14 protein-coding genes are annotated in these 14,550 nt (G+C 46.8%); 12 read left to right on the top strand and 2 right to left on the bottom strand.

Translation table 11 applies throughout. The features are described from left to right. Positions 1-41 precede the first annotated feature (41 nt). The 8 genes from EKN16_RS19925 (at position 42) to EKN16_RS19890 (ending at position 7,551) form a co-directional block, all read left to right on the top strand. Positions 42-1,175, top strand: a complete 1,134-nt coding sequence (locus EKN16_RS19925) for a D-alanine--D-alanine ligase (RefSeq protein WP_125661183.1) — start codon at positions 42-44, stop codon at positions 1,173-1,175. A 91-nt stretch (positions 1,176-1,266) separates the two neighbouring features. Beyond that, positions 1,267-1,584 (top strand): hypothetical protein, encoded by a 318-nt coding sequence (locus EKN16_RS19920; RefSeq protein ID WP_125666442.1) that lies wholly within the window; start codon positions 1,267-1,269, stop codon positions 1,582-1,584. Then, positions 1,581-2,624: a UV DNA damage repair endonuclease UvsE gene (gene uvsE / locus EKN16_RS19915; protein WP_125661180.1), complete on the top strand. Its 1,044-nt coding sequence runs from the start codon at positions 1,581-1,583 to the stop codon at positions 2,622-2,624. The genes EKN16_RS19920 and uvsE overlap by 4 nt, the downstream gene beginning before the upstream one ends. A 124-nt stretch (positions 2,625-2,748) precedes the next feature. Further along, positions 2,749-3,783 (top strand): NAD-dependent epimerase, encoded by a 1,035-nt coding sequence (locus EKN16_RS19910; protein WP_125661177.1) that lies wholly within the window; start codon positions 2,749-2,751, stop codon positions 3,781-3,783. Between the two features lie 154 nt (positions 3,784-3,937). Further along, positions 3,938-4,759, top strand: coding sequence for a sulfite exporter TauE/SafE family protein (locus tag EKN16_RS19905; protein ID WP_179955552.1), 822 nt, complete (start codon positions 3,938-3,940; stop codon positions 4,757-4,759). Positions 4,760-4,849: 90 nt separating this feature from the next. After that, positions 4,850-5,704 carry an inositol monophosphatase family protein gene (locus EKN16_RS19900; RefSeq protein WP_125661175.1) on the top strand — a complete coding sequence of 285 codons (855 nt, stop codon included), beginning with the start codon at positions 4,850-4,852 and terminating at the stop codon, positions 5,702-5,704. Positions 5,705-6,052: 348 nt separating this feature from the next. Next, complete coding sequence (locus EKN16_RS19895; RefSeq protein WP_125661172.1) at positions 6,053-6,454, top strand: GntR family transcriptional regulator; 402 nt, start codon at positions 6,053-6,055, stop codon at positions 6,452-6,454. Then, a complete protein-coding gene (locus tag EKN16_RS19890) occupies positions 6,451-7,551 on the top strand; it encodes a DUF1648 domain-containing protein (RefSeq protein ID WP_125661169.1) in 1,101 nt (366 codons plus the stop codon). The genes EKN16_RS19895 and EKN16_RS19890 overlap by 4 nt, the downstream gene beginning before the upstream one ends. Before the next feature lie 475 nt (positions 7,552-8,026). Here the strand turns inward: EKN16_RS19890 and EKN16_RS19885 are convergent, their stop codons facing one another. Then, complete coding sequence (locus EKN16_RS19885; RefSeq protein WP_125661166.1) at positions 8,027-9,349, bottom strand: glutamate-1-semialdehyde 2,1-aminomutase; 1,323 nt, start codon at positions 9,347-9,349, stop codon at positions 8,027-8,029. Positions 9,350-9,556: 207 nt separating this feature from the next. After that, the gene (locus tag EKN16_RS19880) at positions 9,557-10,639 is read right to left on the bottom strand and encodes an LCP family protein (RefSeq protein WP_125661163.1); all 1,083 of its coding nucleotides are present in this window, start codon (positions 10,637-10,639) and stop codon (positions 9,557-9,559) included. Between the two features lie 230 nt (positions 10,640-10,869). Here EKN16_RS19880 and EKN16_RS19875 point away from each other — a divergent pair, with 230 nt between their 5' ends. The 4 genes from EKN16_RS19875 (at position 10,870) to bcp (ending at position 14,162) form a co-directional block, all read left to right on the top strand. Next, positions 10,870-12,015 (top strand): ABC transporter ATP-binding protein, encoded by a 1,146-nt coding sequence (locus EKN16_RS19875; RefSeq protein ID WP_125661159.1) that lies wholly within the window; start codon positions 10,870-10,872, stop codon positions 12,013-12,015. Next, a complete protein-coding gene (locus tag EKN16_RS19870) occupies positions 12,008-12,802 on the top strand; it encodes an ABC transporter permease (RefSeq protein WP_125661156.1) in 795 nt (264 codons plus the stop codon). The genes EKN16_RS19875 and EKN16_RS19870 overlap by 8 nt, the downstream gene beginning before the upstream one ends. Before the next feature lie 6 nt (positions 12,803-12,808). After that, the gene (locus tag EKN16_RS19865; protein ID WP_125661153.1) at positions 12,809-13,600 is read left to right on the top strand and encodes an ABC transporter permease; all 792 of its coding nucleotides are present in this window, start codon (positions 12,809-12,811) and stop codon (positions 13,598-13,600) included. 82 nt (positions 13,601-13,682) lie between these two features. After that, positions 13,683-14,162: a thioredoxin-dependent thiol peroxidase gene (gene bcp / locus EKN16_RS19860; protein ID WP_125661150.1), complete on the top strand. Its 480-nt coding sequence runs from the start codon at positions 13,683-13,685 to the stop codon at positions 14,160-14,162. Positions 14,163-14,550: the final 388 nt, after the last annotated feature.

Raw genomic sequence — 14,550 nt, 5'->3', positions numbered from 1 at the left:
GGCAAGAGTGGGGAAATTATATGTAACCGGAGGATTTGACTATGAGGGACAAGGTACGCGTTGGACTCGTGTACGGTGGACGCTCGGGCGAGCATGAAGTATCGCTCCAAACAGCGCTTGCAGTTATGAAGGCTTTTGATTATAACCAATACGAGATTAAACCTTTCTATATTACTAAAGACGGGGAGTGGCGTGCGGGTGAGGCTCTGCTCGCACCTCCCAATGATCTTGAGCTGCTGAGACTCGCCGGTGGCAATGCCACTTCCGGTACAGATGCAGTAATGCCTGTGTTTACGGGAATAAGCAGCCTTACTTCTGCAGCCAGCAGCGGCCCGAAGGTGGTCAATGAAACGCTGGATGTCGTGTTTCCGCTCCTGCATGGAACGTTTGGTGAAGACGGTACGATTCAGGGCATGCTTGAGATGGCGAACATTCCTTACGTAGGTGCAGGCGTGCTTGCCTCAGCGGTAGGGATGGATAAAATTACAATGAAGAAAGTATTTGCGCAAGAAGGACTGCCACAATGTGTATTCCGTTACTTCAACCGGACACAATGGGAGAAGGACAAGGCCTTTTTCATTATGGAAATTGAAGTGGCGCTGGGTTACCCTTGTTTCATTAAACCGGCGAATCTGGGATCAAGTGTCGGCATCTCCAAAGCACGTAATCGTGAAGAGCTGATTGAAGGTGTTGATTATGCTCTCCGCTTTGACCGTAAGGTCATTGTTGAGGAATTCGTTGATGCACGTGAGATTGAGGTTGGCGTTTTAGGTAACGATGATCCCCGTGCATCGCTGCCGGGTGAAATCACCTCCTCAAGCGAATTCTATGATTACAAAGCGAAGTACACCGATGGAAAGTCTATGATGCATATTCCAGCGAATATTCCGGCCGAAACAGCCGAAGCGGTTCGTGAAATGGCAATTCGGGCCTTCCTAGCTATCGATGGGTCGGGACTTTCCCGCATCGACTTCTTCATGCGCAAAGAGGACGGTCAGCTGTTCATTAATGAAGTGAACACGATGCCAGGCTTTACTCCCTTCAGTATGTACCCTTTGATGTTTAAGGAAAGCGGCGTTTCATACGGAGAGCTGCTGGACACGCTGATTGCGCTCGCTCTTTCCCGGCATGCCGAGAAACAACGCATTGATTATGGCGGAGGAAGTCCGGTCTAGCAGGCCGGATTTTCCATTGTCAACATAATCGAAGTAGCTCTACATAAATAAGACATGCAAGTGCACATAATTGTAGGGAGGAGGGAAGATGATGGGATTCGCAACGGAATTCAACTCGGTCTGCAAGTTTAAATCGGCACAGGAGCTGTACGAGCTTCTTGAATACGGCCGTGGCAAAATGGTGAAAAGCGGTTTTCGCGTCTATCCAACAGGTCAAAAGGTCATCGCCTATACACCTGAGAATGAGGCCATAGCCATTGTCCGTATTCTCGTATCCATTGCCGAGATCAACTTTCAAGGTGAAGAGATTACGCAGGTGGAGATGGAGCTTATACGCAAACTGACGGAGGAAGAAGCACGCATACAGACAGCGCTAGCATTCGAGATGTTCTTCGGGGAAAAAGAATGATTGTCCGCTTCGGCTTTGTCGCGATGAGCATGCGCCTTACGAACGCCTCACCTTCACACACCATGACCTTTGCTACTTTTTCGAAGCTGAACGATCGTGAAGCAGCTCTGCGCAAGCTGGAGCGAACCGCTGAAGATAATCTGAAGAATACGCTGCGATTGCTGCGGCATTGTTACACGCATGATATTAGGATGTATCGTTTCTCCTCCAAACTTATACCGCTTGCTACTCATGACGAGCTGAAGGAGTGGCTTCCTTGGTCCTATCTGCAGGAAGCATTTGCCGATATCGGGAGGTTCGTGAGAGAAAAGCAGATGCGTGTATCCTTCCATCCCGACCATTTCTGTGTATTCAGCACACCTCGACCAGAGGTGCTGGCGAAGTCCAAAGATGTTCTCGCGTATCATTTGCAAATGCTGGAGGCAATGGGGCTTGATGAGGAGGCCAAATGCAATATACATGTCGGCGGTGCTTATGGGGACAAGCCTACATCGGCTGAGCGGTTCATCAAGCAGTTCAGCGAATTGGATGATAAGTTCAAACGACGGATTACGCTGGAGAATGATGATAAGACGTTTACAGCTAGAGAGACGTTAGCCGCAGCGGAAGCTGTAGGCACCCCGATGGTGCTGGACATTCATCATCATGCGGTTAATGATGGCGGTGAGACAGACACCACTCTCTTTGGTGACTTGTGGCCGCGTATCTTAAGGACGTGGCAAACGGGAGATTATGATAAGGATGGACGTCATGCAGCTCCAGGAAGGCTCGCTGAAGGAGCTAACTTCTTGCTGCCGACGAAGATTCACGTATCAAGTCCGAAGAGTGAGAAGGATCCGCGCTGTCATGCAGATAACGTGGAGGTGGCACCTCTCTTTCGATTCTTGAAGGAAGCGGCAGGCTCCGTAGATCGGCTTGATTGTATGCTTGAAGCGAAGCAGAAGGATGCTGCTTTATTTAAGCTGATGGATGATTTTCGGGAACTTGAAGCCGCAGGCGAGAGCATCCGGGTTATTGATGGAGCAAGCATTGAGATTTAACTCTTCTTAAACATACAGGTGCCTAGATAGCGAATGAGAAGGGCGCCCACACACAAGGAACTGCTACGCGGCAGTTCTTTTTTATTAGGTGCCGTGCGGTTAGACATTTAGGAGGCAAAAGGTATTGAAATCGTTACTTGTTACAGGCTCTGCAGGGTTTATCGGGTTTCATGCGGCAAGAAGGTGGTTGGCTGAGGGTGGTACGGTAATCGGATATGATAATTTGAATGACTACTATGATCCATCGTTGAAGCAGTCACGTCTTAAGCTTCTGCAGGAAAGTACCGGCTTTACCTTTGTGAACGCAGCGCTTGAAGACCGTGGGGCAATGAATGCTGTCTTTGAAGCCTACAAGCCGGATGCGGTGCTGCACCTTGCGGCTCAAGCGGGCGTTCGGCACAGCTTATTATCTCCACATGCCTATGTAGATTCCAATGTGACTGGTTTCTTAAATGTGCTGGAGGCTTGTCGTTCTTATGGAACGAGTCATCTGCTCTACGGTTCGTCAAGCTCCGTGTATGGAGCTAATACAGCTATGCCATTCTCGGTTTCCGATCATGCAGACCACCCGCTAAGTCTGTATGCAGCGACAAAAAAAGCAAATGAACTCATGGCGCATTCCTACAGTCATCTGTTTCAGATACCGACGACAGGCCTGCGGTTTTTTACCGTATATGGACCATGGGGAAGGCCGGATATGGCACTGTTCACATTCACGAAATCGATTGTTGCAGGTGAACCGATTACCGTTTTTAATAAAGGGCAGATGAAGCGGGACTTTACCTATATTGATGATATTATCGAGGGTATTATCAGGCTCATTCCGCAAGCACCGCAAGGCGATAAGAGTTGGAAAGGCGATCACCCAAATCCAGCCGTGAGCTATGCGCCTTACCGGATTCATAATATCGGCAGCGGCAGGCCGGTTGAGCTAATGAAGTATATCGAGGTTTTAGAGCGATCTATAGGTCGCAAAGCGATCATCAACCTGGAGAAGATGCAGCCAGGCGATATGCTTGAAACGTATGCAGATGTAGAAAGCTTGCGGCAGGAAGTCAATTATGAACCAAGGACGTCCATTGAAGAGGGGATCCCAAGGTTTGTAGAATGGTATTTATCTTACTACGGCGTTCAAATTGGGAATGAAGCTGTACGATGAATTTGCATAATTACAACCTTTCATCGATATCTTGAAAGTCCTTATAACAATAATTTGTAGTCCATCATAAGCAAAGTGGCGAATTTTAATGTAAGATAGGTTAAACTAGAAGATATTACAAGAAGATATTACAATTTAGAAGAGGGATAAATTTATGCTGGCGCTTTTGGGTCTGGTTGTACTGGGATTCATTGCTTCTATTTTTGGCAGCGTAGTTGGACTCGGCGGCGGCATTATTATCGTCCCCACACTTATTCTGCTTGGATCTCGCTTGACGGGCTCGGAGATTAATCATGAGGTTGCAGTTGGAACTTCTTTGGCCGTACTTATTGTGACTGCGCTTGCATCGACGCTCTCCTACGCGAAGAAGAAACGGGTAGACTTTCGCAGTGGCTGGCTTTTGTTCATAACGAGCGGTCCAGCAGCTATGCTTGGTTCGGCAATAACGCGATATTTGCAAAATGGCGTCTTTCAGCTTGTATTTGGCATTTTCATGCTGCTTATGGCAGGCCTATTAATTGCACGCGATTTTCTGAAGCCGGTATCTAGGAAATGGCCAATTGAACGAACATTTACGGATGAGGATGGGAGCATTCATACATATGGTTATGCCATTCTGCCGGCGCTAATTATCGGATTCTGCGTAGGTCTTATATCGGGCTTGTTCGGTATTGGCGGAGGTTCTCTGTTCGTACCGATGATGGTACTGCTTTTTCGTTTTCCACCGCATGTGGCAACAGCTACCTCTATGTTTGTCATCTTTTTATCCTCTATTCTAGGCAGCGGTGTTCATGCAGCACTGGGAGAGATTCAATTATGGATTGTGCTTGCGCTTGTTCCGGGTGCTTGGTTTGGCGGCAAGATCGGTGCGATTATCGCAGGTAAAATGACAGGCAAAGGACTGCTCTGGCTTCTAAGACTAACTCTGATTCTGCTCTCCATTGAATTAATTACTGAAGGCGTGACCCAACTTTAACAGCGATGGCACAATTCGGGCGAAACTTTGCCATTCTGGTGACGTATAGTAATACCATAACAGAGTTATAGGAAAGTAGTGTGATCGAACGTGAATGATCAGAACGACATCCCTACTATTGGGGGGAAAAGCTTTACCCCTGTAGCAATTAATTGCGCGGCGAAAGCTGGTGAATGGATTAAAACTAAGCTAGGCAGCCATACAAGCCTATCGTTAAAATATTCTGCTCAAGACCTCGTTACCGAAGTGGACAAAGGTGCGGAGATGATGATTCGTAACTTAGTGCAAACGCATTTTCCTCATCACTCCTTTTTGGGTGAAGAAGGTGTTCAGCCTGGACCGGAAGCATCGGACCGTGCACTCCAAAGCGTGAAGGATGCTGAATACCTCTGGGTGGTCGACCCTATTGATGGGACAACCAACTTTGTGCATGGCTTTCCATTCTTCTCTGTCTCCATTGCGCTAGCACATAAAGGCGAAGTAATCGTAGGTGTTGTGTATGACCCGATGCGGGACGAGTTGTTCGTTGCAGAGAAAGGGAAGGGTGCTTATGTACGCGGTCGGCGTATGGAGGCCTCTGGGGAGCAAACGCTTCGTGATAGTTTGCTTGCAACGGGTTTCCCAGCTGATCCGAATTATGCCTTGCCAATGAATATGAAAGGGCTTCAAGCGCTTGTCCCACAAGTGCGTAATATTCGCTCTAGCGGCTCCGCTGCGTTACATATGGCCTATGTAGCTGCAGGCCGATTAAGCGGATTTTGGGAATATGGCTTGAATTCATGGGATTTGGCTGCTGGATCACTACTGGTGACTGAATCCGGCGGCCGTGTAACAGATTCAAAAGGGAACCCGTACAATCTTGGCGTTCGTAATGTTGCCGCTTCAAATGGACATATTCATGATGCTTTTGTTGATGAGCTGATGAAAGCTGAAGGAAGCAGCTAGCTATATGGTTTAATGATTAGGTAAGAATGTGAAAGTTCACGCATCATCTCCGTCGCAGTAAGGACGGGAGATGATGCGTTTTTTTTGTCTATTAGTAATTAAATAAGTTGAACTAGAGCTATAACAAGTGAGCGGAGCAGATGGATGATTCTGGAGAAGCGTCAGCGTTCGCCTTTGAGACCGGATTTCGATCGGAAGAACATTCCATCTGTGCAGCGGCTCATTGTTCGTTTCTTAAGTTCAACTTATATAGCAATGAATTCAGAGCGGAAATTAAAAAGAATCTTGAATGAAAATGCGACATCTGTTATATTCGGAATATAACAGATGTTCTAGGAGAGCGATGAGATGTTTATTGAGCTAGAGCTGCAATCGGATCGGCCTATTTTTGCTCAAATTGCACAGCAGATCGTAGAAGGTATCGCATCTGGAGAGCTTAATCCGGGCGATGCGATGCCATCCGTTCGAAGTCTTGCCTCTGATCTGGGCATTAATTTGCATACGGTCAACAAAGCTTATCAGGTACTGAAACAGGATGGCTTTCTACAGGTTCATCGCAAGAAGGGTGTTGTCGTGCAGCCGGGAGAGATGCCTGGTGTAACCGAGGCTTTTATAGATAAGCTGCATCGTCAGCTTCGTTCTGTGGCTTCGGAGGCAGTTGTAAGAGGGATGTCAGAGTCCGAATTCGTAGCTGCTAGCCTCGCCGTATATAGAGGTGACTTGATGTATAAGGGGGATAATCTGGAATGAACATGAGTGAACTGGTTTGGATTTCTTTCATCGTAACTTATTTGTGTGTAGGTGCTCTGGTCATACTTGTTCCTTTACTGGGAACACAATCGAATTTGTTCGGAGTTGTTGTTCCAGCAGCTAATCGTCTGGAACCCGGTATTCGTTCGCTAAAGCGGAGCTATATCATTCAGTCTATATTCGCAATTATAGGTGGAATCGCTGCTGGGGTATTGGCGGGCTGGCTGACTGGAGGCATAACGCAGGTGATAGTTCCAACTGCTCTAACGGTCGAACTAGTAGGGCTGCTACTCGTGAATGCCCGGCATTACAGGGCTGCAGCTCGTATGAAAATAAATAACGGATGGGAGCAGCCGGTCGAGACTCGTCGCGTGGCTAGCTTAAAGTTTCGCAGTCAACGTCTGGTACTCGCTAATGGCTGGTATCTTGTTCATCTGGGTATCGTTATCGTTTCCGTGGTATTCGCTGCTCTGCAATGGGATCGTATCCCTGAAACATTAATTACCCATTACAATGGAAGCTTCGAGCCAGATCGATATGCAAGCAAAAGCTTTGGATCGGTATTTATGCTAAACATTATTCAGTTGTTGATGATTGTATTATTCATAGGCACTAACTTTATAACCCGAATAGCCAAGCAGCAGCTGGATCCGAGTCAAGCGGCGGAGTCGATGGATAAGGAGCAGAAATTTCGATTTACGAGCTCTGTTTTTCTGTATGGTTTGTCCTTGCTGATCATCCTCTTATTCAGTTATATTCAGGGATCTATCATTTACGAATGGTCTATGGATATTCTCAAGGTCGTCATGATTGCACTTCCCGTCGTTATTCTAGGGAGTGTCATTGTATTGATTCTTTATCTTCATCGAAAAGGGATTACGCATAACACATGGGGAGCCTCCAATGAGGAAAAGCATTGGAAGGGCGGCGGCGCCTTCTATTACAATGCTGATGACCCTGCTTTATTCGTGCCCAAACGCTTTGGAATTGGCTGGACGGTTAACATGGCGCGCCCGAGCAGCTGGCTGGTTGTCGGTGCCATTATTATCATTCCAATAAGCATTACCATCATTGCTTCGGTTGTAGATAAGAAGTAAGAAAACTGGCTCAACACCAAAACTAGTGGTTGACGACGAAAGTAATCAGATGCTGAGCGGACAGGAGAGCTCTTATTTCAGTCCAATCGCTGCATGTAGGTGGATTAAAGGACAGAGAAGACGCTATTCTCCAGCAAATCTTCTGAAATCAGCTGCATTTTAGTTGATAGCGGAACCTGTGTCCGCTAAACTTGTTTGGAGTCGTTTTCTGATCTGAATAGCGGTTCCACAGTCCGCTCAGCAAGGTTACCGGGAAAAGCCCCTGTTATAACGGGCCTGTTTCAAAATAGTCAACCACTGAATATGAGTTTGAGCCAGAAAGTTATACCTTAGAAGCCGAAATGATTGCGCTGATTTCTTGACTCTTAATCAGGGAAGAACAAAAAGAAGAAACTTAGTGAAGCGAAAGGGACGCCACCTCTAATTAATAAGAGGCGGCGTCCCTTTATCATAGGCTTTCCCGACAGTCGAATGCTTATTGACCAGCGCGCATTGTTTTGAAGCTATTATCCGCTGCTGTAATGGTCTCTATAATATCCTGCTCGGTATGTGCAGTGGTTAGGAACCACGCTTCATACTTGGATGGAGCTAGGCAAATGCCCTGATCCAGCATCAAGCGGAAGAACTGAGCAAATTGCTCGCCATCTGTATCCTGTGCTTCCTCATAGTTCGTGACGGGATGGTCGCAGAAATGCGCCGAGAAGGAGCCTCGAATCCGATTGATCGTCAGTGGAATGCCATAGTGATTGGCAGATTGCTGCAAGGCGTCGGCTAACTGAATCGTAAGTGCCTCCATACGTTCATACACGCCAGGGGTCTGGAGCACCTCTAGACATGCTATACCGGCGGAGATAGAGGCAGGGTTGCCCGCCATCGTTCCCGCTTGATAGGCTGGTCCTAACGGTGCAACCTGAGCCATGACTTCTTTACGGCCGCCATAGGCGCCGATCGGCAAACCGCCGCCTATGATTTTGCCAAGTGCAGTCAGGTCCGGTTCTATCGCTTGCTTGTCTGGAAAGGCTGCATAAGTCTGTGCGCTGCCGTAATGGAAGCGGAAGGCGCTGATGACCTCGTCGTAAATAACGAGTGCGCCGGCTTCGCGAGTCATCTTGCATAGCCCTTCTAGGAAGCCGGGCTCAGGCATAACCATGCCAAAGTTGCCGACAATTGGCTCAACCATGACCGCTGCTATATCTTTTCCCCAGTGGTCAAGCGCTTGCTGCAGGCTGGCGAGATCGTTGAATGGGACTGTGATAACTTCGCTTGCAATGCTCTTAGGAACGCCAGCGCTATCAGGTATGCCGAGCGTAGATGGACCTGAACCTGCAGCTACGAGCACGAGATCAGAATGGCCGTGGTAACAGCCAGCGAATTTGATGATTTTGCTGCGCTTCGTATAGGCACGGGCGACACGAATCGTTGTCATTACCGCTTCTGTGCCGGAATTGACGAATCGAACTTTATCCATCGATGGAATAGCTGTTTTCAATTTGCGTGCGAGCTCAATCTCAAGCTCGGTTGGCGTTCCATATAGTGTTCCATTCTCAGCAGCCTGTACAATGGCTGCCGTAATGTGCGGATGGGCATGACCTGTAATGATTGGCCCGTATGCACATAAATAATCGATGTAGCGGTTGCCGTCTACATCCCAGAAATGAGCACCACTTCCGCGTTTCATAAAAACAGGCGCGCCTCCGCCAACCGCTTTAAAAGAACGGGACGGACTATTAACACCGCCGACAATATGCTCAAGTGCTTCAGCATAAAGCATTTCCGAACGTGAACGTTGAATGGACATAATGAACCCTCCTAAGCATTTCTTTAGAAATGCACATCGTAAGCGTAATCTAAGCATTTCTTTAGAAATGCACATCGTAAGCATAATCTAAGCATTTCGTAAGAAATGCACTTCGTAAGCATAATCTAAGCATTTCGTAAGAAAGAGGGTGATTCTGCCGATTGGTCAGAATCCACCCTCTACGTACTTGAATCTTATAAGGAGCGATTACTTACCTTTGGAAGTCGTGTTGCTCTTCGTATTATTCGTTGATTGGCTGTTGCTGCTTCCAGCCTCTGTAGAATCTGTACCCGCAGCCGCTGGTGTCGTAACTGCTGTATCTTTGGCAATCTCGCTTTGTACGTAATCAAGCAGCGCTTTGTCATCGCTTATGGAGAGAACCGATGCGCCGCCGACTTTCTTTTCCCCGATTAAATCCATCGGAGGTACTTGCGAAGATCCACCAATGGAAGTGGAAAGGCCTAGCTGGGCTAGCTTGAGCATATCCGATACTGTGATGTTCGTCTCTACGTAAGGACTGATGCTGTCAATAATTTTACTAAGATTAACAACCGTCCAGCCCGATTTCATTTTATCCGCTACTGCAGACAGCAGCTTGCGCTGACGCTCAGTTCGTGTGAAATCACTCATTGCATCATGACGGAAGCGAACATACTGCAGTGCTGTCGTACCATCAAGGTCTTGAATTCCTTTTTTAAGATGAATATCATAGCGGTTACCGTCCGCATTATCGACATAGTTCATATTTTTCTCAACATCAAAATTTTGTATACCGCCAATAGCATCTACAAGTGATTTGAATCCCTCGAAGTCTGTATACACATAATATTGAATATCAAGTCCAAGCATTCCGCCAATGGTCTTCATGGCAAGGTTAGGCCCGCCTAGCGCAAGCGCCGTATTAACGCGGCCTTCATCATGGCCTGCAATAGGAACATAAGTATCACGAAGCACCGAGAAGAGATGAGCCTTCTTCGTTACAGGATCAACAGAGGCAACGAGCATGGAATCGGAGCGAGCCGTCTCGCTTTTCTTCAAGCCGCGATTGTCGCCGCCCATAATAAGAATATTAACTCTCTCCGTGCCTTCCCATACTGCGGGTTTTTCTGTCGGGTTATCTTTGAATCCACCAAATATGGATTGATCTTTTGATTTGCTTAATCCGCCTAATGAATGATTAAGATTATAAATATAGACGCCCACAATCGCGACAACAACGATAGCGATTCCGAGTATTACCCATTTCCACGGTCTTTTTTTCTTAGGGTCCTTTTGCTGCTTACGCGGCATGAATATCCTCCTCAGTATTTAAGAAATATGATGGCGTTAAAATTGGTATAATAGAGTAGGTGTAGGTGCATATAAGCGACAAGGTTTACGAATAATTAAACTGCCTATAGTATTACATATCATAAAATTATAAAATGGATTGTCGTATAGAAGCAAGTTTTATATATTAACTATGAAAAAGACAGATATTTCCCAGGAAATGTCGAACGAGAAAGGTAGAAAAAGAGCCTATGCTGGCAATTGATGTGAAGGATTTACGCAAGCAGTTTCAAGTGCAGAAAAACCGTGAAGGTCTCACCGGCGCGTTGAAGGATTTGTTCAAGCGAGAATACAATGAAATTACTGCGGTGAAGGATATATCATTTCAAATTCCTCAAGGTGAAATATGCGGTTATATTGGTGAGAATGGTGCAGGCAAATCAACCACGATCAAAATGTTAACCGGTATCCTAGTTCCAACCTCTGGTCACATAGAGGTAAACGGATTCGTGCCTTACAAAGACCGTGAGAAGTTCGTGAGCGGCATTGGTGTCGTATTCGGTCAGCGCAGTCAACTGTGGTGGGATATCGGCGTTATTGAATCCTTCCAGCTTCTTCGCAAGGTATACCGCGTACCTGAGGCGGAATTCCGCAAGCGGTTGGATGAGCTTGTAGAAAGGCTGGAGCTTGGAGAGCTGTTGAATCGTCCGGTACGCAAGCTAAGTCTTGGACAGCGTATGCGCTGTGAGCTAGTGGCCTCCTTACTTCATAATCCGTCTATTCTATTCCTAGATGAGCCAACTATCGGTCTAGATATTGTGGTGAAAACGGAAATTCGAGAATTTCTTAAAAAAATAAACCGCGAGCAGGGCACTACGATTCTGCTGACCACCCATGATTTGCAGGACATAGAGGCCCTTTGTTCAAGAGTCATTATGCTAGATGATGGGCGGATTATCTATGATGGCAGCCTGGATGAGCTGAAGACAAGGTGGAGCAAGGGACGAGAAATCCAGTTTCAATTCGGACAGATGCCTGAGTTGTCTAGCTTGCATGCGCAAACGGAAGGATTGGATGGTGTTACTTGGTCAGTCGATAATGAGCTCACTGCGACGATGTGGCTGCCCCATTCCGTTAATGTGTCGGATGCCCTATCGAGAGTGGTAGGCGGTGGTGCAGACATTCGGGATATTAAAATTACAGAAACCAATACAGATGAGATCGTCCGAGAAATTTATCAATCTGGGACAGCCTCCAAGGAAGCGACAGATAAGCTGCGAGAGAGTGGAACGGATACAGTCGAGCAGCCAGCTGCTGAAGACAACATGGAGAATAAAGGGAATGGCGATAATAGCGCTACGGGTAACAAAGTAAAGGAGCCTGAGCGTAATGAATAGCGCTTATCTGGACCTCATTCGTATCCGTTTTCTCATGATGCTTGCCTATCGAGTCAACTATTACAGCGGTATTATTATCTATGCAATAAACATCGGTGCTTATTATTTTTTGTGGGAAGCTATTTATGGGGTGCAGAAGGAGCTAGGCGGATTCACACTGGCTCAGATGACGACGTATGTAGCTGTTTCTTGGATGGCGAGAGCGTTCTATTTTAACAACCTTGACCGTGAGATTGCCAATGAAATACGCGACGGCAGCGTTGCGATCCAGTTCATTCGGCCTTACAATTATTTGTTTGTTAAATTAATGCAAGGGTTTGGTGAAGGCATCTTCCGGCTGCTGCTGTTCATGGTGCCTGGCCTTGCGATCGTATGTTTGATCTTCCCGGTCAAGCTGCCGACTGATCCGAGCATATGGCTGCTGTATTTTGTCATGCTGGTGTTTAGCTTTTTGATTAATACGCAAATCAATATGCTGGTTGGATTATTCGCCTTCTTCGTCGAAAATAATGAAGGTATGCTTCGCATGAAGCGGGTGCTGGTCGATTTGTTCTCAGGTGTTGTCGTGCCGATCTCCTTCTTTCCGGGATGGCTTGCAGTCACAATGAAGTGGCTGCCTTTTCAAGCGATTACGTATTTGCCAAGCTCTGTATTCACAGGAAGAACAACGGGTCATGAGGTATGGCTCGTACTAGGTATTCAAGTCATCTGGTTCCTCGTGCTGATCATTCCGATTACATGGGTATGGCGGCAGGCGCGGACTCGGCTGTTCGTGCAGGGAGGTTGATAAGAGATGTTTTATTGGACGTTATTTGTTGAGTATATGAAGAATTATGCCAAGGTAAAGCTCACTTACCGCATGGATTTTTGGATAGAGGTTTTATCGGATCTACTTTTTCAAGGCGTTAACCTCATATTCATTCTCATTGTGTTCCAGCATACGCCATCACTTGGAGGCTGGTCGGAGGCAGAGGTCGTGTTCGTTTATGGCTTCTTCATGGTGCCTTCCGGAATATTCGGCGCCTTGTTTAATATCTGGAACTTCAGTGAGCGTTATATTGTAAAAGGCGAAATGGACCGTATCCTGACGCGTCCAGCCTATAATCTATACCAAGTGCTGCTCGAGAACGTGGACCCGCCTTCATTATTCGGCTCGCTTGTTGGAGCTATTATTATGGTGCTGAGCTGGACGCAGCTTGGGCTTCCCTTCGAGGTCTTAGATGTGCTGATGCTTGTCGTATTTGTCATTGGAGCTTTCTGTATTTACGCGGGGCTATACACGGCACTGACGGCGATTTCGTTCTATTCCGATGCTCCGACGGGCATCCTGCCGCTGATGTATAATATTCAGAATTATGGCCGTTATCCGGTTAATATTTATAACAAAGCCATTCGTTTCCTGTTGACTTGGATTCTTCCTTTTGCTTTTGTCGGCGTCATCCCTGCTTCCTATTTTCTTCATCGGAATGAAGATGGATTATCAACGCTTGCGCTACTAACACCAGTGATGGGGATCGTATTCTTGACTCTGGGGCTGATGATTTGGAATCGTGGTGTGAAACGGTACAGCGGGGCAGGCTCTTAGGGGGTAGCAGGACGGGGGATAGCACAAGAATAACGGATAAGGGACAGCACAAGAATAACGGATAAGGGGAATAAAAAATCTTATGGCTGCAATAAAGGCAAAAGCGTTCGTAGGCAAAAAAGCACCTGACTTCACCCTCCCCACCATCGGTGGACGCGAGGTGAAGCTTAGTGATTATAGCGGTAAGAAGGTTATTCTCTTCTTCTACCCGAAGGACTTAACGCCCGCTTGCACACAGGAATCCTGTGATTTCCGCGACAATTATGCAGCTTTCGGTGCTTCTAATGCCGTTGTGCTGGGGATCAGCATAGATACAGTGGCGACACATGAACGATTTGCATCCAAATATGAGCTGCCTTTCGAGCTGCTTGCAGATACGGAGCACAAAGTCTGTGAATTGTATGGAGTCTGGCAGCTGAAGAAGCTGTATGGACGTGAATATATGGGCTTAGTTCGCTCGACCTTCCTGATCAATGAGAAAGGCAAGCTTGTTCGTGAATGGCGCAATTTGAGAGTGAAAGCGCATGTTCAGGAAGTGCTTGAAGCAGCGAGTACCCTGTGAATTTTGCGTGAAAAGTGATTACGAACAGGCGAGCGGTCATTCCATTTATGAATGTTACGAATAGGGCTGTCTCTAAAAATGGCTTCGGCTGTTTGAGGACAGCTTTTATTGATACTGGAGTTTTTTAACCGAAAGTGGTTAGTCCTGTACGATTGTGTAAGATAATATCGGTAATTATAATTTCAGGTCGGTGCTCTCCAATATCATTGGAGGGCTTTTTTTGGTTTGATTCATAACCGAGCAGGTGTAAAGAAGGCTTGAACTGGCGAAACTATCAAATAGAACCATAGGGAAGATAGAGGAAAAGTATAAGTGTGCGAGAGTACGAGAGTGCGAGAGTGCGAATGTGTGGAAGTCTCAGTGTGAAGGAATAGGGAGAAGAAAGGAC

Origin of the sequence: Paenibacillus baekrokdamisoli, from assembly GCF_003945345.1 — a bacterium.
GTDB classification, from domain to species: domain Bacteria; phylum Bacillota; class Bacilli; order Paenibacillales; family Paenibacillaceae; genus Paenibacillus_Z; species Paenibacillus_Z baekrokdamisoli.
The sequence above is the reverse complement of the archived record's forward strand: the minus strand, read 5'-3'. Positions and strand labels throughout refer to the sequence as shown.